The organism is Alcaligenes sp. SJTW-7 (assembly GCF_047716895.1).
GTDB classification, from domain to species: domain Bacteria; phylum Pseudomonadota; class Gammaproteobacteria; order Burkholderiales; family Burkholderiaceae_B; genus Alcaligenes; species Alcaligenes ammonioxydans.
Map to the genome: position 1 here is coordinate 2,399,478 of NZ_CP136682.1, position 19,830 is coordinate 2,419,307.

Sequence of the window (19,830 nt, forward strand, 5' to 3'; positions counted from 1 at the left end):
AAAATACGAAAACGGCGTGAGTCGCCTACTAGCTTGCAATGATACCGTGAGAGCGCCGAATACAAAAACGGCCCTGCCAGAGCAGAGCCGTTGTGGAGTCCGGACGCAATCGTGCCTAAAACGCGCGCTTGTCGATCACGCGCTTGGCTTTACCCGTTACCGTACGCTCGACCATACCCGAGGACTGCACGCGAATACGTGCACTCACACCAATAAAGGTCTTGATGGAGTGGCTCAGGCGGCGGGCCATTTGCTCACGCTCGGCATCATTTAAGTGATTGAACTCCGGGCGAACCTCCACCAGAATTTCCAGCTCGTCCATATTGCCATTACGACTCAAGACCAGTTGGTACTGGGCAGCCAGCTCGGGCATCTTCAGAACCAGCTCCTCGACCTGCGTCGGGAACAGGTTCACACCACGCACAATCACCATATCGTCGCTGCGGCCCGTGATCTTGCCGATCCGGCGCATGCTGCGCGAGGTAGGTGGCAGCAACTGGGTCAGGTCACGAGTACGGTAGCGAATGACCGGCATGGCTTCCTTGCTCAGCGAAGTAAAGACCAGTTCTCCGCTCTCACCCTCGGCCACGGGCTCGCCGGTTTCAGGGTTGATGATTTCCGGGTAGAAATGGTCTTCCCAGACCACTGGGCCGTCCTTGCTTTCCACACATTCCATGGCCACGCCAGGCCCCATTACCTCGGACAGACCATAAATATCCACAGCATCGATACCGGCACGCTGCTCAATATCCAGACGCATCTGCCCTGTCCAGGGTTCAGCGCCAAAAATACCGATGCGCAAGGAAGTATCGCGTGGGTCCATGCCCTGACGCTCGATCTCTTCCACGATATTGCAGAAGTAGGAAGGCGTGACCAGAATCACGTCGGGACGGAAGTCCTGAATCAGTTGAACCTGCTTTTCAGTCTGACCACCGGACATGGGAACCACCGTGCATCCCAGACGCTCAGCACCGTAGTGGGCACCCAGGCCGCCTGTGAACAGACCATAGCCGTAGGCCACATGGGCAATGTCGCCAGGACGGGCGCCAGCTGCCCACATGGAACGGGCAAACAGGTCTGCCCAGGTGGAGATGTCCTTGGCCGTGTAGCCAACCACGGTGGGCTTGCCCGTTGTGCCACTGGACGCGTGCACGCGTGCTACCTGTTCGCGAGGAACCGCAAACATTTTGAAGGGGTAGTTGTCACGCAGATCCTGCTTGGTCGTGAAGGGAAACTTGGAAATATCCGACAACTGCTTCAAATCGTCGGGGTGCACGCCCGCTTCATCAAATTTCTGCCGATAGTGCGGCACATTCTCGTAAGCATGCCGCAACGTCCACTTCAGACGTTCCAGCTGCAAGTTGCGGATCTCGTCAACACTTGCATGCTCGATGGCATCGCGGCCAACCTGTTCTTTAATTGCTGTCATGGTGTACTCCTGCCCTGCCGCTGGTGTGGTACTTCCGACCCCCCCGGGTCCACAGGGTATGTATCGTCAAAGATTATTTTTTTTCAATTCCGCCCAATACCGTGCCATTGAGCCGGTACGAGCGTCCACGGAACAAGGCAATGCGCTTGTTGTTCTGGTTGACCACCTCGATGTCATACACACCGGTGCGGCCTGCCAGGGAAGCCTCAACCGCACGAGCAGTCAGGACATCCCCTTCAAAGGCAGGCGCCAGGTAATCGATGGTGCAACCCGACGCAACGGTCGGTGCATTGCGGGAATTGCAGGCAAACGCAAAGGTGCTGTCGGCCAACGCAAAAATGAAACCACCGTGACAGGTCTTGTGGCCGTTGAGCATGTCGGCACGTACCGTCATGCTCATGTCCGCCCTGCCCGGTGCGACGCTATCCAGGCTCAGGCCCAAAGCCTGAGATGCCTGGTCATTGCCAAACATATGGTCACTGACCTGCTGAGCCAGTGCCTGGGGGTCTTCAACAGCCATTGCGTTGCTTTGCATTACTTTCCTTTAAATTGGGGGGCACGTTTGCCCAGGAATGCATTAACACCCTCACGATAATCTTCGGAGGCACCCAGTTCACGCATCAAATCGCGTTCCAGATCCAACTGTTGATCAAGCGAATGGGCATCACTGGCATAAATCGCTTTCTTGGCGTAAGCCAGACCTTTGGTCGGCGCCTGGGCAAAATGAGCGGCCAGCTCGTTCAGACGAGCCTGGAAAGCCTCATCGTCCACGCATTCCCAGATCAGCCCCCACTGTGCAGCCTGTTCGGCCGAGAGCTTGTCGCCCAGCAAAGACAGACCCATGGCGCGGGCGGTGCCCACCAGACGCGGCAAGAAGAATGTACCGCCGGTGTCCGGCAACAAGCCAAGACGGCAGAAAGGCTGGATGAAGCTGGCCGAACGGGCGGCAATCACAATATCGCCCGCCAGAGCCAGGTTCGCTCCAGCACCCGCAGCCACGCCGTTGACCCCCACTACCACCGGCGCAGCCAATGCGCGCAGACGACGCACCAGCGGTGCGTAGAATTTCTCAATGGTTGCACCCAGATCGACGGGGGCATCGCCAGCACTCATCTGACGCTCGGACAGGTCCTGGCCGGCGCAAAAGCCGCGTCCATTACCGGTCAGAATCAGCACACGCAAATCGGCGCACTGTTCCACCTTGTCCAGAGCCTGAGCCAGCTCACCGTGCATGTCGGCCGTGAAGCTGTTGAGCTTGTCGGGACGATTCAAGGTAATGCGTGCTACGCCGTTTTCCAGTTGAAATTGAATACTTTGGTCAGTCACCTGGCCATCCTCCTTTAGAAATGCCAGCGGGTCTGAACGACACGGAAACGGTTAGCCACATAGGCCGAGTCCGACAGAGAGGCGTTAGCAGCCGGGTTGGCGCCCGTACCATGGAAGTCGCTGTAGGCTGCGGTCTGATTAATGAACACGGCGCCGGTCAGGTTCAGGGACAGGGACACACCGGAACGCTCGGCCATGCGCTGGATCTGGGCAGTCACGGCATCATCGGTGCTGTACGCCGACAAGGTCAGTGCGCCGTGCTCGATCACGTTGCGTCCTGCCACTTCAATGCTTTGCTCGGTCGAATCGGTTTGCACCACAAATACGATGGGGCCAAACCATTCTTGCTGAATCTCGGGCTGGTCCACACGGGCCTGCAAGATCAGAGGTGTGCGTACGCGGGCACCGGGAAATGCAGGGTGCTCCAGTGTCTGGCTGTCAGCCAGGATAGGCATGCCCAGCTGGCGCGCCTGATCGATACGCTGTGCGCAGGCTTCGTTTTGCACGGCACCGGTAATTTCAACGGCGCGGGCCGGATCGGACACCAGTTTTTGTACGGCCTGGGCCAGACCTTGAGCCACTTCGTCAAAACTCATCACACCATCAGCCGTGCGGATACCGTCACGAGGCACGTAGATGTTTTGAGGAGCAGTACACATCTGGCCGGAATACAGGGCAAAGGAGAAAGCCAGATTGCGGGCAACCGCCTTGAAATCGTCAACCGAATCAATAATGACCTGATTCACACCGGCTTTTTCGGTGTAGACCAACGCGTGGCGCGCATTTGCTTCCAGCCAGTTGCCGTTTTGGCTACTGCCGGTAAAGTCGATCAGCTTGACGGCCTTGTTCATGGCCAATTGCTGTGCCGTATCTTCCGAAGGCTCGTGAGCCGCCAGCAAGACCACGTTGGGATTGAAACCGGCCTCGGCCAGCACTTCGCGCGCGACAGCCACGGTAATGGCCAGAGGCAGGATCGCGCCAGGATGCGGCTTCACAATCACGGTGTTGCCGGTGGCCAAGGAAGCAAACAGGCCAGGGTAACCATTCCAGGTCGGGAAGGTGGAGCAACCAATGACCAGACCAATGCCACGGGGCACAACTTTGAACTGTTTCTTCATCTGGATGGGATCATGCTTGCCCTGGGGCTTGATCCAGTCAACCAGACCGGGGATGCGGGACATTTCCTGCCAGGCGTAGGCCACGGCTTCCAGCGCACGTTCCTGAGCGTGAGGGCCACCGGCCTGGAAGGCCATCATGAAACCCTGGCCCGTTGTGTGCTGCACGGCATGAGCAATCTCGAAGCTGCGCTGGTTCAAGCGATGCAGAATTTCCAGACAAATGCCCACCCAGGCCTGCGGGCCCGCATCGCGCCAGCTGTCCAGCGCCAGTTGCGACTGGGCCACCAACTGATCCACGGGGACTTTGGGGTAACGGATGCCCAGATCAGAACCAAAAGGCGAGCGCTCATTACCCACTTCTCCTTGGGCGCCTTCCAGCGTCAAGGGAAAGGCTTTGTCGCGGTAGGCTTCAAATGCAGCCTGACCTTCCTGAGCCGCGGTTTCACCGTAAGCGCGCGGGCTGGGATTTTCAGGATAAGCGCTCCAGAAATTGCGCGCTAGGATGCTGCTCAAAGCCTGATCCAGCGTCGCCTGATGCGTTTTGAAAAAATCTGCTGCCATACAATGTGCTCCTGAAACTAGTAGGACGCCAAGCTGGGAAGCTGGCGTCCAGATTCTTGGAAAACCGCTATTTTTGGCGGTCTTAGGTTTCCTGATCGAAGTCAATCACTACCCGGTCGGTTACCGGAAAGCTTTGGCAACTGAGCACGAAACCGCGGGCTACTTCGTAATCTTCCAGCGCAAAGTTGGCATCCATGTCCACTTCGCCCTCTACCACCTTGCAACGGCAGGTGGAGCAAACACCACCTTTACAGGAATACGGCAATTCCAGACCTTGCTCGAGCGCTGCATCCAAAATGCTGCTGTTGCTCTTGCTGATGGTCAGGTTGCGTGTGATGCCATCCTGAATCACGGTCAGCTCGCACTCTTCCTTGCCGGGTGCCTTGCGCGACTCCTCACCCGTACGCAGCGCACGTGGCCCTTTAGGGGCGCCAAACAGCTCGAACTTGATCTGGGATTTTTGCAGACCGTTTTCCTGCAAGGCGGCCACCACCTGCTCGCTCATGTCCTGGGGACCGCACACAAAGGCCACATCCACACTGGCCGGATCGAACCATTGCTGCATCAGCTGGCGGACTTTCTCACCGTCCAGGCGACCGTTGAACAGATCAATATCCTGCGTTTCCCGGCTCATGATATACACGATGGAGAAACGTTCCATATAGGTGTTTTTCAGGTCCTCGATCTCTTCGCGAAACATGATGGCCGAAGAAGCGCGGTTACCGAAAAACAGCGTGAAGGTGGAATTGGGCTCGGTATCCAACGCGGTCTTGACCAGCGACAGAATGGGGGTGATACCGCTCCCCACCGCAAAGGCAACATAACGGTGCGCGTTGCTGGGGTCAAAATCTACGGTGAAGTTGCCATCAGGAGGCATGACCTCCAGCGAAGCACCTGCCTGCAGATGGCTGTTGGCCCAGGTAGAGAAAGCACCATCATTGACGCGCTTGATCGCCACCCGCAGCAAGCGGTCGTGCGGAGCGGCACAGATCGAGTAGGAGCGGCGCAGTTCCTGGCCGTCCAGATGGGTGCGCAGGGTCAGATACTGACCGGGGCGAAACTGAAACACATCCTGCAAATTGTCGGGCACATCAAAAGCTACCACCACAGCATCGCGGGTGCTGCGCGAGACCGATGCCACAGGAAGAGAATAAAACTGACTCATAGGACTAATGCGCCTTAAAGTAATCGAATGGTTCGCCACAGCTGATGCAGCGGTACAGCGCCTTGCACGGCGTCGAGCCAAACTGGCTGATGACCCGTGTATGCGTGGAGCCACACTGAGGACAGGCCACCACGGGCGCCTCGGGCTGGCGCAGCAAACCAGAAATATCAACTGCACTTTGGGCCGGGGGAGCGATACCGTAATCACGCAAGGCCAGCTTGCCTTGCTCACTCATCCAATCGGTCGTCCAGGCCGGCGACAACTTCGTATCGACTCGAACCTGCTCGATGCCGGCCTGCTGCAAGGCTTGCTCAATCGAGTGGCTCATCTCGTACATCGCCGGACAACCAGAGTACGTCGGTGTGATGGTGACCACGCACACGCCCTCCTCCCAGTTCACGTCACGCACAATGCCCAGGTCCAGCAAGGAGATCACGGGGATCTCCGGATCTGGAACCGTGGCCAGTATCTGCATGACTTGCTCGGTGCTCCAGGTCTGTGTCATGACGATCACCAGGTGGCGTCGGGGTACATACGTGGCAGATGCTGCATTTCCGCCAGCAGATACCCTAATGCTTCCGTATGACGGCCTTGCGGACCGCCACGGTATGCCTTGTGCTGGGCATCCTGTTCGGCTGGACAACGCAAGGTAGCGCGCTCCAGGGCGGTCCGGATGTACTCCAGGCAGGGCTGCCACAGGCTGGCCATCAAGGGCACGGCCTGACGCTGAGCCAGCTCCTGGGTGACCTCATCATCCAGGAACAGTTCACCCAGATAGAACCAGGCATCGTCTATCGCTTTTTGCATGCGCTTGTGGCTCTCGGCAGTACCATCACCCAGACGCACGATCAGATCGGTCGAGCGGCGCAAGTGGTACAGCACTTCCTTGTGCGCTTTCTGGGCGATGGCCCGAATCTGCTCATCGGTGGATTGCAGCAACTGCTCCAGCAAGAAACAGTGCCAGGCATCAAAGAGAAACTGACGCGCCAAGGTATCGCCATAGTGACCGTTCTCACGTTCGACCAACAGATAGTTGGTGTACTCGTGAGCGTCACGATGATAGGCCAGACGATCTTCGTCGCGGCCTTGGCCTTCGGTCTCGCCGGCCAGCGTCAGCCACATGCGGGCCTGACCCAACAGGTCCAGGGCGGTATTGGCACAGGCCAGCTCTTCTTCCAGAGCCGGGCCATGTCCAGTCCACTCACCCAGACGCTGAGCCAGCACCAGGGTGGAATCGCCCATGCGTAGGGCGTAGGAAAACAGGGCTTTGTCCATACCGATTCCTACATATTGATGCCGTCAGGCATGGGGAAAAAGGTAGGGTGACGGTAGACCTTGGTGTTGGAGGGCTCAAACAGCGGCCCTTTGTCACCCGGACTGGAGGCCGCGATATCGGCAGCACGCACCACCCAGATGCTCACGCCTTCATTACGGCGGGTATAGACATCACGCGCATTGTTAATGGCCATTTCGGCATCCGGCGCGTGCAGGCTGCCTACATGCTTGTGAGCCAAACCATGCTGGCTGCGAATGAAAACTTCCCACAGGGGCCAATCGTTCTTGCTCATAACTGAAAATTCCTTGCTGTGCAGCCGCGCTCTTACTGCGCGGACTGCGAATCGGATCGGATCAGAAACCGTCACGGTTTCCTGGCCTTAGGGATCAGGCCACCTTGCGGATGGCTTCCTGCTTCTGGGCATGGGCATCCAGTGCCTCACGGAACCACGCGCCGTTTTCGTGGGCGTCCACCCGGGCCTGGAGTCGTTCACGATTACAGGGGCCATTGCCCTTGATCACCGCCCAGAACTCATCCCAGTCAATCTCGCCAAAGTCATAGTGGCCGCGCTCTTCGTTCCAGCGCAGATCAGGATCAGGAATGGTCAGGCCCAGATACTCGGCCTGCGGCACGGTCTGATCCACCATTTTCTGGCGCAACTCATCATTCGAGAACAGCTTGATCTTCCACTGCATGGACTGGGCGCTGTTGGTGGAGTCTGCATCGGAGGGGCCGAACATCATTAGCGCGGGCCACCACCAACGGTTGATGGAGTCCTGCGCCATGGCCTTCTGTTCCGGGGTGCCATGCAGGCACATCTGGATCAAAAGATCGTAACCCTGGCGCTGATGGAAAGACTCTTCCTTGCATACCCGCACCATGGCACGGGCGTAAGGACCGTAAGAGCAGCGGCACAAGGGAATCTGGTTAATGATGGCCGAGCCGTCAACCAGCCAGCCGATCATGCCGATGTCGGCCCAATTCAGGGTGGGGTAATTAAAAATGCTGGAGTACTTGGCTTTGCCCGACAACAGATCATCGACCAGTTTGTCACGGCTGACACCCAGTGTTTCGGCAGCGCTATACAGATACAGACCGTGACCGGCCTCGTCCTGCACCTTGGCCATCAAGATCGCTTTACGCTTGAGCGAAGGAGCGCGGGTAATCCAGTTGCCTTCGGGCAGCATCCCGACAACCTCGGAGTGCGCGTGCTGAGAAATCTGGCGCACCAGGGTTTTGCGATAGGCTTCGGGCATCCAGTCCCTGGCTTCGATGCGGACACCCTCATCGATGCGCTCTTGAAACCGACGCTCTTCGTCGGACATCTGCTCGATATCCCGGACCTGCTTGACGCCTGTCTCTACAAGTTGTGCATACATGACCATCCCCGGTAAGAGTACTGAAAGCGTTCAACAAAATTTTGTTTTGACGCAAACCATATACACTTCATTATTTAATACGAAAAATGTGATGTCAATCGCAAAACCGTATCATATGACCCGGAAACGGATACTTTAAGGGTAAATACTTAGACGTAAAAAAACCGAGGTGCGATAAATCGCTGCCCTCGGTTTTGGTCCCGCCCGCATGCCCTTGCCTGCCCTGGCAGACGCGCTTAACGCGCTTGCGCCTTGACTGGCGCGCTGTGTTTACAGGCGGATGAAATGCTCGCGGTAGTGTTTAAGTTCGTCGATGGACTCATAAATGTCGGCCAAGGCTTCGTGGCGGCTTTGCTTGACGAAACTTTTAACGACGTCGGGTTTCCAACGCAGAGCCAGCTCTTTCAAGGTGCTGACATCCAGATTGCGATAATGGAAGAAGGCCTCCAGGCGGGGCATGTAGCGGTACATGAAACGACGGTCCTGGCTGATGGTGTTGCCACACAGGGGCGACTTGCCCGCTGGTACATGCTCTTTCAGAAACTCCAGCAACTGATCCTCGGCCTGCGCTTCAGTCAGGGTCGACGCTTTGACCTTGTCGATCAGGCCACTGCGGCCATGTGTCCCCTTGTTCCAGGCGTCCATGCCATCGAGCAATGTGTTGCTTTGATGAACCACCAGAACCGGGCCTTCGGCTACCAGGGTCAAGTCTGCTTCTGTTACCACGACCGCAACTTCGATAATGCGCTCTTTGTCCGGGTCCAGTCCTGTCATCTCCATATCGAGCCAGACCAGACGCTGTGTGTGAACCGCCATATAATCATTCCTCAAAACGCCCATTTTACATATAGCCGCCTCCATGCTGACTTTGTTGTTCATTATCTTTCTGCTGGCAGACGTTTTGCTGCGCTTTTATCTCGGTCTGCGGCAGATCCGGCACGTTTATCGACATCAGAACGAGGTGCCTGCCGAGTTTTCCGAACGCATCGGCCTGCATAGTCATCAGCGCGCGGCGCGTTACACCATTGCACGCACACGGCTGGGCTTGAGCGAACGCTTGGTGGAAGCCCTGGTGTTGCTGGGCTTTACCTTGCTGGGTGGCTTGCAATGGCTGGATATCACCCTGGGCCACTGGATCAGCCACGAACTGCTGCGGCAGCTTGCCCTGATTGGCGCCGTGCTGGCGATTATGGGTCTGGTCGGCCTGCCCTTTGCCTGGTATCGCAAGTTCGTACTGGAGGCGCGCTTTGGCTTTAACCGCATGACACCTGCCTTGTTTTTTGCGGATACCGCCAAAACACTGCTCATCATCTTGGTGCTGGGCACACCCCTGTGCGCCGCCCTGCTCAGCCTGATGGATTGGGCCGGACCCTCCTGGCCGTGGTATGGCTGGGGCTTGTGGCTGGCCTTCAATCTACTGGTGCTATGGTTGTACCCGCGTGTTATCGCCCCGCTCTTCAACACGTTTAAACCACTGGAAGATGCCGGCCTGCGGGATCGCATCAACGCTTTGGCGCAACGTTGTGGCTTCCAGACCAGTGGCTTGTACGTAATGGATGGCTCGCGCCGCTCCGCCCACGGCAATGCGTACTTCACCGGGCTAGGGCGCCAAAAACGTATCGTGTTTTTTGACACCTTGCTCAACAAACTCCAGCCCGAAGAAGTCGAGGCCGTGCTGGCGCATGAACTGGGCCACTTCAAGCATCGGCATATACAACGCCGCCTCTTGATCAGTGTGCTGACATCGCTGGTCTTTTTCCTGCTGGCAGGCTGGGCCTGGGGCAAAGTGGGCTTTTACACCGGCCTGGGTGTCATCCCTCAACTAGGCCGCCCCAATGATGCGCTGGCTCTGATCCTGTTCTTTATGGTGGTGCCCACCTTTACCTTCTGGATGGGTCCTTTGAGCGCCCTGCTCTCACGCCGTGACGAATATCAGGCCGACCATTTTGCGGCCCAGCACAGTGGTGCCAAGGACTTGATCAGCGCCTTGCTCAAGCTCTATAACGACAATGCTGCAACGCTGACACCTGATCCGCTACACTCTGCCTTCTACGACAGCCACCCCAACGCGATTGATCGCATTCGACACCTGAAAAGCCTGGCATGACATCCACAACCATTAGCGGTCTGGTGACCGCCGCCCACGGTCGCCACTACTTTGTCGAGCTGCCCGATGGCCAAACCATCAAATGTTTCCCGCGTGGAAAAAAAGCGGGGATTGCGGTGGGCGACCAGGTCGATATCATGATGCAGGCCAAAGGCGAAGGCTCCATTGAGCAGGTACAGGAGCGGCGCAATTTGCTGTATCGCTCTGACGACTTCCGCACCAAGCAATTTGCCGCCAATATCGATCAGCTCCTGATCGTGGTGGCGCCCGAACCCGCCTATTCCGAAGACCTGCTGGGGCGAGCGCTGGTTGCCGCCTGGAGCGTGGATATTGATCCGGTCATTATCTTGAACAAGGCGGACCTGGGCACGCATCTGGAGCGCGCCCGACGCAAACTGGCTCCGATTGCCGCGCTGGGGGTGCCTATTTTAGAAATGGTGGCCTTGGAACCCGAACAGACCCGGGAAGCACTGGCTCCCTGGCTGGCGAACAAACGCACGCTACTGCTCGGTCAGAGTGGCATGGGCAAATCCACATTGCTCAATGCCCTGGTTCCGGATGCAGGCGCACTGACCCAGGAATACTCGCAAGCCTTGGGGGCAGGTCGGCACACGACCACCAGCACCCGTCTCTATCACCTGCCCAATAGCGGCGACCTGATCGACAGCCCCGGCTTCCAGGCCTTTGGCCTGTCGCATATGACGCAAGAAGATATTGCTCACGGCTTCCCCGACTTTCGCAAAGCTGTGGAATCCTGCCGCTTTTATAACTGCACCCACAGGCATGAGCCAGGCTGTGGCGTGCTGGCGGCCATCGAGGCGGGCAGCATTCACCCTGAGCGTCACGCGCTGTACCAGCGCTTGCTGGCCGAACACGAAAACAAACCCCGCTACTAAGAGAACAAGGGGGAGAGGCAAAACGCGCTGTTTTGTGAAAGCGGGATTCGGCGTCGGAGCGATCGACCGTCCAGCCTGACTACAGACCTGTGGCGCGCGTATCCCCGCCGGCAGACAATTGCACCCAGGCGGCGGACAGATGGTGGTAGAGATTGCGAATCAAGACCGCGGTGGCGCCCCAAATAAAATAAGGCCCCCACGGAATCGAAAAGTAATAGCGACCCGCCCCGTCGGGCAAATCCGCATGATGCAATTGATGACGCTGCGGGTCCAGCAGGACTGACAGGGGCACCTCAAAGACTTCGGCGACCTCGGAACTGTCAGGCAGCACCTGAAAGCCCTCTTGCAGCTCACCAATAACAGGACGCATCGCAAACTGGGTGCTGGTGACAAAAATGGGATGCTGGCCTAGATAACGCACAAAGCGCGGCTCAATACCGATCTCTTCCTGGGTTTCACGCAAGGCGGCTTCCACCGGCCCCAGGTCCGAGGCCTCAATACGCCCCCCAGGAAAACTGATCTGCCCGGCATGGTTGTGCAGGTGCATGGCCCGGCGCGTAAAAATGACGGTAGGCCCCTCGGGTCGCTGCATCACGCCAATACAGACGGCGGAGCGCACATTCATGGAACCGGGCAAAAACTCGGGATAAAACGAACTGCGAAATAAAGGCTCGACCTGCCACTGTATGGGCTGGGAAAAAGCGCTACGCAGAAAATCCAATTGCTGGGCTTGCGCAGGCAAATCAGGCAAAGGGTCTAATGCAACCAGGGGTTGGCTGCGAGGGTCGAATCCAGGAACGATAACGGGCCTGATACGAGGCTTATCCATAAGAACTGGTATGTGATCCCACATAAAAACAAAGGCACCCGCCTGGGTGCCTTTGCATCGCTGTTCGCTGGGAAATTAATTGCCCGAACGACGAACGAGTTTTTCTTTGATGCGAGCGGCTTTACCCGAGCGATCGCGCAGATAGTACAGTTTAGCACGACGAACAGCGCCACGACGCTTGACTTCGATGCTGGCGATCTGAGGGGAATACAGCTGGAATGTACGCTCAACGGCTTCGCCAGAAGAAATCTTGCGAACGATGAAGGAAGAATTCAGACCACGGTTGCGACGGCCAATAACCACGCCTTCGTAAGCCTGGACACGCTTGCGTGTACCTTCAACCACGTTTACGTTCACCACAACGGTGTCACCAGGACCAAACTCGGGAGGCAGTTTGCCACCGGTCAGGCGCTGGATTTCTTCTTGCTCAAGAATAGCGATCAAATCCACGATTGACTCCAAAACCATCGTATCAGCCGCACACATTATAAGAATCGCGCTGACAGAGGATGAAAAATGATTAGCCCACGATTCTACCAGTAAATATTGTGAATGACCAAATTTTTTGACAGCGTGCCCATGCGTCCCTGCGCGTTTAACTACGCTAAAATACGACACTTTGGGCATCCTGCCCCTGTATTAAACGCAGCACGAGCGATTGCTTACTCGCTTAGCCCTCCCTTTTGCCCAAAAGGGTCCGCGCCTATCAAAGGACACACCGTCTATGCATGCTGAATACAAAGTTCCTGGCGGCAAGCTGGTCGTGGTCGATCTGGATGTCAAAGACAATATGATCGAACAAGCACGACTGAGCGGCGACTTTTTTCTGGAACCCCCCGAAGCATTGGGTCTGATCAATCAGGCCTTGCAAGGCCTGTCCGTCAACAGCAGTGCCGAAGAAATTGCCGCTTACGTCAGCCGCGCTCTGCCTGCCGAGGTTGAAATGTTCGGTCTGGACCCACAGGCTATTGGCGTAGTCGTGCGGAGGGCCCTGGCATGACAGGTTGGAACGAATTGCCCTGGGAACTGATCCATATGGAGCCGCAGCCTGCTGCTCTGCACATGGCACTGGATGAAATCATTACCCAGGAAGTCAGCGAGGGCACCCGCGCCCCTACCCTGCGCATCTGGGAGTGGCAAGAAGCTGCGGTTGTCATCGGACGATTCCAGTCCCTGCGCAATGAAATTGAGGCTGAGGCTGCAACCCGTCATGGCATTCGAGTCGTACGGCGTATCAGCGGAGGGGGCGCCATGTTCATCGAACCGGGCAACACCATTACCTACTCTTTAAGCGTGCCCAAGCAGTTTGTTGCCGGCATGACGTTTCAAGAATCCTACGAGTTTCTGGATTCCTGGGTGATTGAGGCCCTGCGCGACATTGGCATTGATGCCTGGTACCAGCCCCTAAACGATATCACCAGCGCAGGCGGAAAAATCGGTGGCGCAGCCCAGGCACGCCGTGGCAATGCGGTTTTGCACCATGTGACCATGGCCTACGACATTGATGCCGACAAAATGCTGGAAGTCCTGCGCATCGGCAAGGAAAAACTGTCTGACAAAGGCACCACCAGTGCCAAAAAACGGGTGGACCCTATCCGCAGTCAAACGGGCATGAGCCGTGAAGCGGTGATTGAGGCCATGCTGGATGCTTTTCGTAAAAAAACGGCCCTCAAAACCAGCACACTGGATACATCGACACTGGAACAGGCCGAAAAACTGGCCCGCGACCGCTTCCTGTCAAACGACTGGACACAGCTGGTGCCCTGATCGCCCCTTGGAGCAGCACACGGGCGTGGCCTTAAAACCCACCCATGCTGCCCAACCACAGCAAGCCGGGAATACTGGCACCCCACACGGCAACCAAACACACATCCATCACCTTGGCCTTGAACGACAAAGGCTGGGTGAACGGGCTGGACGAAGCCGCGGAGCGTACTGGGCCCCGGAAACGAGGAGTGGCTTGAGGACGGTAATGACGGCTTGGACGGGACATGGCTAACTCCGTTTACTGTTTTCTTATACAGCACTGTACTTAAAACCAGCATTTAGTGCAATCAGCGCTTGCAGTGATGTTGCGCCTGCCCCACTGAGCAGCTGAAACCTGTGACTGGCGCCAGTCACAGCCCATTCACTACCAATCCTGCCATACCTCTCCCACGAGTTCTCGGGGCTCGCAAGCCACGCTAACCCAGCACTTTACACAGTCGCTCTGTGCGGCAACTCTTCCTGCAAGACCCACAAAAAAGCCCTCGTGCCGCAATGGCACGAGGGCTTTTTGTCAGGACCTAAACGCAATATTTACTTGTTGGGCTGAGGCGTCACACGCAGGTAAGGACGGATCTCGGTGTAGCCCTTGGGGAACTTCTGCTTTAACACTTCGGGGTCTTTCAGGCTTGGAACGATAATGACGTCGTCGCCATCTTCCCAGTTAACCGGAGTGGCCACGCTGTGGCTGTCAGTCAATTGCAGAGAGTCAATTACGCGCAGGATTTCGTTGAAGTTACGGCCCGTGCTGGCAGGGTAAGTAATGATCAGACGGACTTTCTTGGCCGGGTCAATGATGAACACCGAACGAACCGTCACCGTGGTGCTGGCGTTGGGGTGAATCATGTCGTATAGATCCGATACCTTACGGTCAGCATCGGCCAGGATGGGGAAGTTCACCGTGGTGTGTTGAGTCTCGTTGATGTCGTCAATCCACTTGCCGTGGGAATCCACATCATCCACGGAGACAGCAATCACCTTCACGTTGCGCTTGGCAAATTCGTCGGCCAGCTTGGCGGTGTAGCCCAATTCGGTCGTGCAAACCGGCGTGAAGTCAGCTGGGTGGGAGAACAAGACGCCCCAGCTATCACCCAGGAACTCGTGAAACTTGATGGTGCCAACGGAGGATTTTTGTTCAAAATCAGGGGCCAGGTCGCCCAGACGAAGTGTAGCCATTATGTTCCTCTTTCTAAATGCAGTGGCGATCAAGGGATCACCGACTTGAATAATCAGGACTAGTCAGATGATTTTGTCAGTATAAAGACAGCGCTTCAAATAATTAAAAGTCATATCAATATACCTAAAAAAGGCCCGATAGCCAAAGCGACTAAACGGGCCTTGCACTGCACGCCTTGAGAGCTTACAGCAGCTCGGGCGACAGGTAGGGGGTCAACTGCGCCCCATCCGCCACGGAATGCGCCAGAGCCGTCGCGCGCGGCAGCAAGTGGCTGGCAAAAAACACGCTGGTAGACAGCTTGCGGCGCAGGAATGGGTCCTGATTGCCCTCACTCAATGCCTTCTCGGCCGCTAACGCGGCACGGGCCATCTGCCAGCCAGTCAACACATAACCGGACAGCATCAGGAAGGGCACACTGCCCAGGAAAACGGCAGCCAGATCTTTTTGCGCATTCATCAAGGTAAAGGTGGCAGCCTGCTCCACACTTTTCACCCCGGCTTCCAGCCGATCTGCGATCAGTGTCAACGCCGCTTTGTGTTCGCCATCCTGGGCGGCGCGCTCACGCAGCTTGGCCACGGTGGCACCCAGTTCAGGGGCCAGGCCCTGAATAACCGCACCCGCATCACGCAACACCTTGCGACCGATAAAGTCGTTGGCCTGAATGGCGGTCGTCCCCTCGTAGATGGGCAAAATGCGGGAGTCACGGTAATGCTGAGCTGCGCCGGTTTCCTCGATGAAGCCCATACCACCATGCACCTGTACTCCCAGGGAGGTCACCTCAAGAGACATCTCGGTGCTAAACCCCTTGACCACGGGTACCAGGAACTCATAGAGGGCCTGATACCGCTTGCGAGCGTTTTCGTCCGCGCTATGGCGCGCCTTGTCATTGACGCCAGCGGCAAAATAAGCCAACGCGCGCGATCCCTCGGTCAGCGCACGCATTTGCATCAACATGCGCTGGACATCCGGGTGATGGGCAATTGAAACCGCCTTGCCACCGCTCAAGGGGGCACCCTGGACACGATCATTGGCATACCCGATAGCCTGCTGCAGGGCGCGCTCGGCCACGGCAATACCCTGTACACCTACCGCATAACGGGCGGCATTCATCATGATGAACATGTACTTCAGGCCTTCGTTTTCCTTGCCCACCAGGTAGCCGACCGCGCCCTCGCCCACCTCGCCTTTACCGGACCCATACAGCAGCACGGCAGTCGGACTGCCATGGATACCCAGCTTGTGCTCCAGCGAGGCACACCAGACGTCGTTGCGGGCACCCAAAGACCCATCTTCGTTCACCAGGAACTTGGGCACGATAAATAGCGAAATCCCCTTCACACCGGCCGGTGCATCCGGGGTACGAGCCAACACCAGATGAATGATGTTTTCGGCCATATCATGTTCACCGTAGGTGATGAAAATCTTTTGGCCGCTGATGCGGTAGCTACCATCATCCTGAGGAACCGCACGGCTGGCCACCTGGGCCAGATCGGAACCGGCCTGGGGCTCAGTCAAGTTCATGGTCCCGGTCCAGCGGCCTTCAAGCAAGGCGGGCAGGAAGCGGGTTTTTTGCTCGTCCGAGCCCACCATGGACACGGCCTCAATCACCCCATCGGTCAGCAAAGGGCACAAAGAAAAGGCCAGGTTGGCAGCGTTGATATTTTCACACGCCACAGCACCGATCAGCTTGGGCAGACCTTGCCCGCCCAGCTCGGCTTCGTGCTGCAGTCCTTGCCAACCGGCTTTTGCAAATTCCTCAAAGGCTTTCTTAAACCCGGGTGTCGTCGTGACCACACCGTCATTCCACTTGGCGCCATTCTGATCTCCGGCGCGGTTCAACGGCGCTACTTCCTGCTCAACGAAACGGGCGTTCTCATCAATAATGGCATCGATCAACTCGGCCGAGAAATCCTCAAAGCCAGGCAATTCCAGCACACCAGGCAGATCAGCCAGCTCTGTCAGAGCAAAGCGGATGTCTTGGGTGGGTACACGATACGTCATGAACACTCCTACACAGAAACGAAAAGGACCGACACGGCAAGCAGTCCCCTGGGAATATACGCACTGAAAAAAGCCTGCTGGAAAAAAATCCAGCAGGCCGATAGGCGCTTAGAGCGCTTTTTCCAACTCAGGCACCGCTTCGAACAGGTCTGCAACCAGACCGTAGTCGGCCACACCGAAAATCGGCGCCTCAGGGTCTTTATTGATCGCCACAATGACCTTGGAGTCCTTCATGCCAGCCAGGTGCTGGATGGCGCCCGAAATACCGACTGCCACATAAAGCTGAGGGGCGACGATCTTGCCCGTCTGTCCCACTTGCCAGTCATTAGGGGCATAGCCGGCGTCGACGGCGGCACGAGATGCCCCCAATGCCGCACCCAGCTTGTCTGCAAGACCGTCCAGCAATTTGAAGTTCTCGGCACTACCCAAACCGCGGCCACCCGACACCACCACACTGGCACCGGCCAGTTCAGGGCGATCGCTCTTGGCAACTTCACGGCTGACAAATGCAGAACGTCCCGAGTCAGCCACCGCCGTCAATTCCTCGACAGCAGCACTGCCACCTTCAGCGGCCACTGCATCAAAGGCCGTGGTACGCACCGTAATGACTTTGACAGCGTCGCCGGACTGAACGGTTGCCACCGCATTGCCTGCGTAAATGGGGCGGGTGAAGGTATCAGCGGACTCAACGGACAAAATATCCGACAGTTGGCCCACATCCAGCTTGGCCGCCACACGAGGGGCGATATTCTTGCCCGAGGCCGTTGCCGGGAACAGAATATGGCTGTAGTTGGAGGCGATGCCCAACACCTGGGCAGCCACGTTTTCTGCCAGGCCTTCAGCCAGCGCTGGGCCATCGGCCAACAGCACTTTGCTGACCCCCTGGGCTTGGGCAGCCGCCTGAGCAACACCGGCGGCCTGATGACCGGCAACCAGAACATGAATATCGCCACCGATCTTCTGAGCGGCAGCCAGGGCATTGAGTGTTGCAGCCTTGAGCTGCTGATTGTCGTGCTCGGCAATAACAAGGATAGCCATTTAAATCACCTTCGCTTCGTTCTTCAGTTTCTCGACCAGCGTAGCCACATCGGGCACCATGATGCCAGCGGCCCGCGCTGGGGGCTCGGTCACTTTCAGAGTCTTGATCCGGGGCGTCACATCAATACCCAGCTCTTCGGGTGTCAGGGTCTCCAAAGGCTTTTTCTTGGCCTTCATGATGTTGGGAAGTGTCACGTAACGAGGCTCGTTCAAGCGCAGGTCCGTCGTGATCACGGCAGGCAGACTGAGCTTTAGCGTTTCCAGACCACCGTCCACTTCACGCGTGACCAAAACGCTATCGCCCGCCACCTCCACTTTGCTGGCAAAGGTGGCTTGAGGCCAGTCCAGCAAGGCGGCCAGCATCTGGCCGGTCTGGTTGGCATCGTCGTCAATGGCCTGTTTACCCAGGATCACAAGCTGAGGCTGCTCCTTGTCCACGACGGCTTTGATCAACTTGGCCACAGCCAGGGGCTGCAGTTCTGCATCGGTTTGCACCAGAGTGGCCCGATCAGCACCGATAGCCAGGGCCGTACGCAAGGTTTCCTGGCTTTGCGCCACACCGCAAGAGACGGCGATAACCTCAGTGGCAGCACCGCTTTCTTTGAGGCGGGTGGCCTCTTCGACGGCGATTTCATCAAAAGGGTTCATGGACATTTTCACATTGGCAATGTCCACCCCGGTTTGGTCGGATTTCACGCGCACCTTGACGTTATAGTCAACTACGCGTTTCACGGGTACTAACACCTTCATGTAATGTTCTCCAGTGCAGTCTTAATTAAAAAATTGTTCTGTTGAAATAGGGCTTGGGAAGAATCCCAAAGCCCGAGGCCGCTCGCCTAAAGCCCGGCGAGTGCCTTGATATGAGCCACCACGCTGCGTCCCAGGGACGAGGGATCGTACCCCCCTTCCAGCATGCTGACCAGACGATGGCCGGCACTAGGCGCACAAGCCCGGACAACCATCGCGGTCAATTCCGCATAATCGGCCTCAACCAAACTGAGCTGCCCCATCTCATCTTCACGGTGAGCGTCAAAGCCTGCCGAAAAAAAGACGATCTCAGGGGCAAATGCCTCGATGCGGGGCAAGCAAACTTGTTTGAACAGATCGATAATCTGAGCAGACTTGGTGTAGGCCTCAACCGGTATATTTACCATGTTTTGCGCTGCCGGGTCCTGAAAGGAATCAGGAAAAAATGGCGACTGAAAGAAACTGCACATCAGAACGCGCTCATCACCGGCAAAAATCTGCTCGGTGCCATTGCCGTGGTGTACGTCGAAATCCACAATCAACACACGCTTGAGATCATACTTCTCCATCGCATACGCCGCGGCAACAGCGATATTGTTGAAAAAGCAAAACCCCATGGCCCGCGCCCGCTCGGCATGGTGCCCGGGAGGGCGAACGGCACAAAATGCCCCAGTCGCGTCCTCGGTCATGACCCCGTCGACGGCGTCCAGGCCCGCACCAGCGGCTGCATAGGCCGCTTCCAGGGTATGAGGATTCATCAAGGTATCGGGGTCTATATTGAAATAGCCCTGACGCGGCACCTGTTCTTTGAGTTTTTGCAAATAGGCACGGTCATGGACTCGCAAGATATCCTCATCCGTCGCCAGCCGGGCTTGTCGCTGGGCCAGATAAGATGCCAGACCGCTCGAGAGCAGTTGATCGTTTATGGCATCGAGTCGCTGCGGACTTTCCGGATGCCATCTCCCCATCTCATGCAAATGGCATGATGGATGGATAAAATATAGTGTCTCCATGAGG

General features: G+C 56.9%; 22 protein-coding genes. 4 read left to right on the forward strand and 18 right to left on the reverse strand.

Annotation, left to right across the window (positions count from 1 at the left end):
- Positions 1–115 precede the first annotated feature (115 nt).
- The 10 genes from paaK to orn all read right to left on the reverse strand — a co-directional run bounded on the left by paaK (position 116) and on the right by orn (position 9,070).
- Positions 116–1,429 carry a phenylacetate--CoA ligase PaaK gene (gene paaK, locus RSQ48_RS10770; RefSeq protein ID WP_003799203.1) on the reverse strand — a complete coding sequence of 438 codons (1,314 nt, stop codon included), beginning with the start codon at positions 1,427–1,429 and terminating at the stop codon, positions 116–118.
- Between the two features lie 73 nt (positions 1,430–1,502).
- Positions 1,503–1,964, reverse strand: a complete 462-nt coding sequence (paaI, locus tag RSQ48_RS10775) for a hydroxyphenylacetyl-CoA thioesterase PaaI (RefSeq protein WP_003799201.1) — start codon at positions 1,962–1,964, stop codon at positions 1,503–1,505.
- Positions 1,964–2,755, reverse strand: a complete 792-nt coding sequence (paaG, locus tag RSQ48_RS10780; protein ID WP_003799200.1) for a 2-(1,2-epoxy-1,2-dihydrophenyl)acetyl-CoA isomerase PaaG — start codon at positions 2,753–2,755, stop codon at positions 1,964–1,966. The genes paaI and paaG overlap by 1 nt, the downstream gene beginning before the upstream one ends.
- 14 nt (positions 2,756–2,769) lie before the next feature.
- On the reverse strand, positions 2,770–4,434 hold the full coding sequence (gene paaN, locus RSQ48_RS10785) for a phenylacetic acid degradation protein PaaN (protein WP_415301779.1): 1,665 nt from the start codon (positions 4,432–4,434) through the stop codon (positions 2,770–2,772).
- Between the two features lie 82 nt (positions 4,435–4,516).
- A complete protein-coding gene (paaE, locus tag RSQ48_RS10790; RefSeq protein ID WP_131070683.1) occupies positions 4,517–5,599 on the reverse strand; it encodes a 1,2-phenylacetyl-CoA epoxidase subunit PaaE in 1,083 nt (360 codons plus the stop codon).
- 4 nt (positions 5,600–5,603) lie between these two features.
- Positions 5,604–6,104: a 1,2-phenylacetyl-CoA epoxidase subunit PaaD gene (paaD, locus tag RSQ48_RS10795; RefSeq protein ID WP_003799195.1), complete on the reverse strand. Its 501-nt coding sequence runs from the start codon at positions 6,102–6,104 to the stop codon at positions 5,604–5,606.
- Positions 6,105–6,109: 5 nt separating this feature from the next.
- Positions 6,110–6,874, reverse strand: coding sequence for a 1,2-phenylacetyl-CoA epoxidase subunit PaaC (paaC, locus tag RSQ48_RS10800; protein ID WP_003799193.1), 765 nt, complete (start codon positions 6,872–6,874; stop codon positions 6,110–6,112).
- An 8-nt stretch (positions 6,875–6,882) separates the two neighbouring features.
- Positions 6,883–7,167, reverse strand: a complete 285-nt coding sequence (paaB, locus tag RSQ48_RS10805) for a 1,2-phenylacetyl-CoA epoxidase subunit PaaB (RefSeq protein ID WP_003799192.1) — start codon at positions 7,165–7,167, stop codon at positions 6,883–6,885.
- A gap of 94 nt (positions 7,168–7,261) precedes the next feature.
- Positions 7,262–8,254 (reverse strand): 1,2-phenylacetyl-CoA epoxidase subunit PaaA, encoded by a 993-nt coding sequence (gene paaA, locus RSQ48_RS10810; protein ID WP_003799190.1) that lies wholly within the window; start codon positions 8,252–8,254, stop codon positions 7,262–7,264.
- 270 nt (positions 8,255–8,524) lie between these two features.
- Positions 8,525–9,070, reverse strand: coding sequence for an oligoribonuclease (gene orn, locus RSQ48_RS10815; protein WP_003799188.1), 546 nt, complete (start codon positions 9,068–9,070; stop codon positions 8,525–8,527).
- 43 nt (positions 9,071–9,113) lie between these two features.
- Between orn and RSQ48_RS10820 the strand changes: the two genes are divergently transcribed.
- Both RSQ48_RS10820 and rsgA read left to right on the forward strand, forming a co-directional pair.
- On the forward strand, positions 9,114–10,361 hold the full coding sequence (locus RSQ48_RS10820) for a M48 family metallopeptidase (protein ID WP_415301780.1): 1,248 nt from the start codon (positions 9,114–9,116) through the stop codon (positions 10,359–10,361).
- Positions 10,358–11,257 carry a ribosome small subunit-dependent GTPase A gene (gene rsgA, locus RSQ48_RS10825; protein ID WP_301605858.1) on the forward strand — a complete coding sequence of 300 codons (900 nt, stop codon included), beginning with the start codon at positions 10,358–10,360 and terminating at the stop codon, positions 11,255–11,257. Before RSQ48_RS10820 ends, rsgA begins: the two co-directional genes overlap by 4 nt.
- A gap of 79 nt (positions 11,258–11,336) precedes the next feature.
- On the opposite strand, the gene RSQ48_RS10830 is transcribed toward rsgA, so the two are convergent.
- A complete protein-coding gene (locus RSQ48_RS10830; protein WP_003799183.1) occupies positions 11,337–12,008 on the reverse strand; it encodes an NUDIX hydrolase in 672 nt (223 codons plus the stop codon).
- A 153-nt stretch (positions 12,009–12,161) separates the two neighbouring features.
- Positions 12,162–12,536 carry a 50S ribosomal protein L19 gene (rplS, locus tag RSQ48_RS10835; RefSeq protein ID WP_003799181.1) on the reverse strand — a complete coding sequence of 125 codons (375 nt, stop codon included), beginning with the start codon at positions 12,534–12,536 and terminating at the stop codon, positions 12,162–12,164.
- Positions 12,537–12,810: 274 nt separating this feature from the next.
- Between rplS and RSQ48_RS10840 the strand changes: the two genes are divergently transcribed.
- A complete protein-coding gene (locus tag RSQ48_RS10840) occupies positions 12,811–13,086 on the forward strand; it encodes a lipoate protein ligase C-terminal domain-containing protein (protein WP_003799175.1) in 276 nt (91 codons plus the stop codon).
- Entirely contained in the window at positions 13,083–13,853 is a 771-nt protein-coding gene (locus RSQ48_RS10845) for a biotin/lipoate A/B protein ligase family protein (RefSeq protein WP_131070684.1), read from the forward strand. Before RSQ48_RS10840 ends, RSQ48_RS10845 begins: the two co-directional genes overlap by 4 nt.
- 31 nt (positions 13,854–13,884) lie before the next feature.
- On the opposite strand, the gene RSQ48_RS10850 is transcribed toward RSQ48_RS10845, so the two are convergent.
- The 6 genes from RSQ48_RS10850 to RSQ48_RS10875 all read right to left on the reverse strand — a co-directional run bounded on the left by RSQ48_RS10850 (position 13,885) and on the right by RSQ48_RS10875 (position 19,826).
- Positions 13,885–14,079: a hypothetical protein gene (locus RSQ48_RS10850; protein WP_003799172.1), complete on the reverse strand. Its 195-nt coding sequence runs from the start codon at positions 14,077–14,079 to the stop codon at positions 13,885–13,887.
- Positions 14,080–14,384: 305 nt separating this feature from the next.
- Positions 14,385–15,026: a peroxiredoxin gene (locus RSQ48_RS10855; RefSeq protein ID WP_003799170.1), complete on the reverse strand. Its 642-nt coding sequence runs from the start codon at positions 15,024–15,026 to the stop codon at positions 14,385–14,387.
- 184 nt (positions 15,027–15,210) lie between these two features.
- Positions 15,211–17,028 carry an acyl-CoA dehydrogenase gene (locus tag RSQ48_RS10860; RefSeq protein WP_131070685.1) on the reverse strand — a complete coding sequence of 606 codons (1,818 nt, stop codon included), beginning with the start codon at positions 17,026–17,028 and terminating at the stop codon, positions 15,211–15,213.
- Positions 17,029–17,136: 108 nt separating this feature from the next.
- A complete protein-coding gene (locus tag RSQ48_RS10865; protein ID WP_003799166.1) occupies positions 17,137–18,066 on the reverse strand; it encodes an electron transfer flavoprotein subunit alpha/FixB family protein in 930 nt (309 codons plus the stop codon).
- Entirely contained in the window at positions 18,067–18,816 is a 750-nt protein-coding gene (locus tag RSQ48_RS10870; protein WP_003799165.1) for an electron transfer flavoprotein subunit beta/FixA family protein, read from the reverse strand.
- Between the two features lie 86 nt (positions 18,817–18,902).
- Positions 18,903–19,826 carry a histone deacetylase family protein gene (locus RSQ48_RS10875; RefSeq protein ID WP_301605859.1) on the reverse strand — a complete coding sequence of 308 codons (924 nt, stop codon included), beginning with the start codon at positions 19,824–19,826 and terminating at the stop codon, positions 18,903–18,905.
- Positions 19,827–19,830 lie beyond the last annotated feature (4 nt).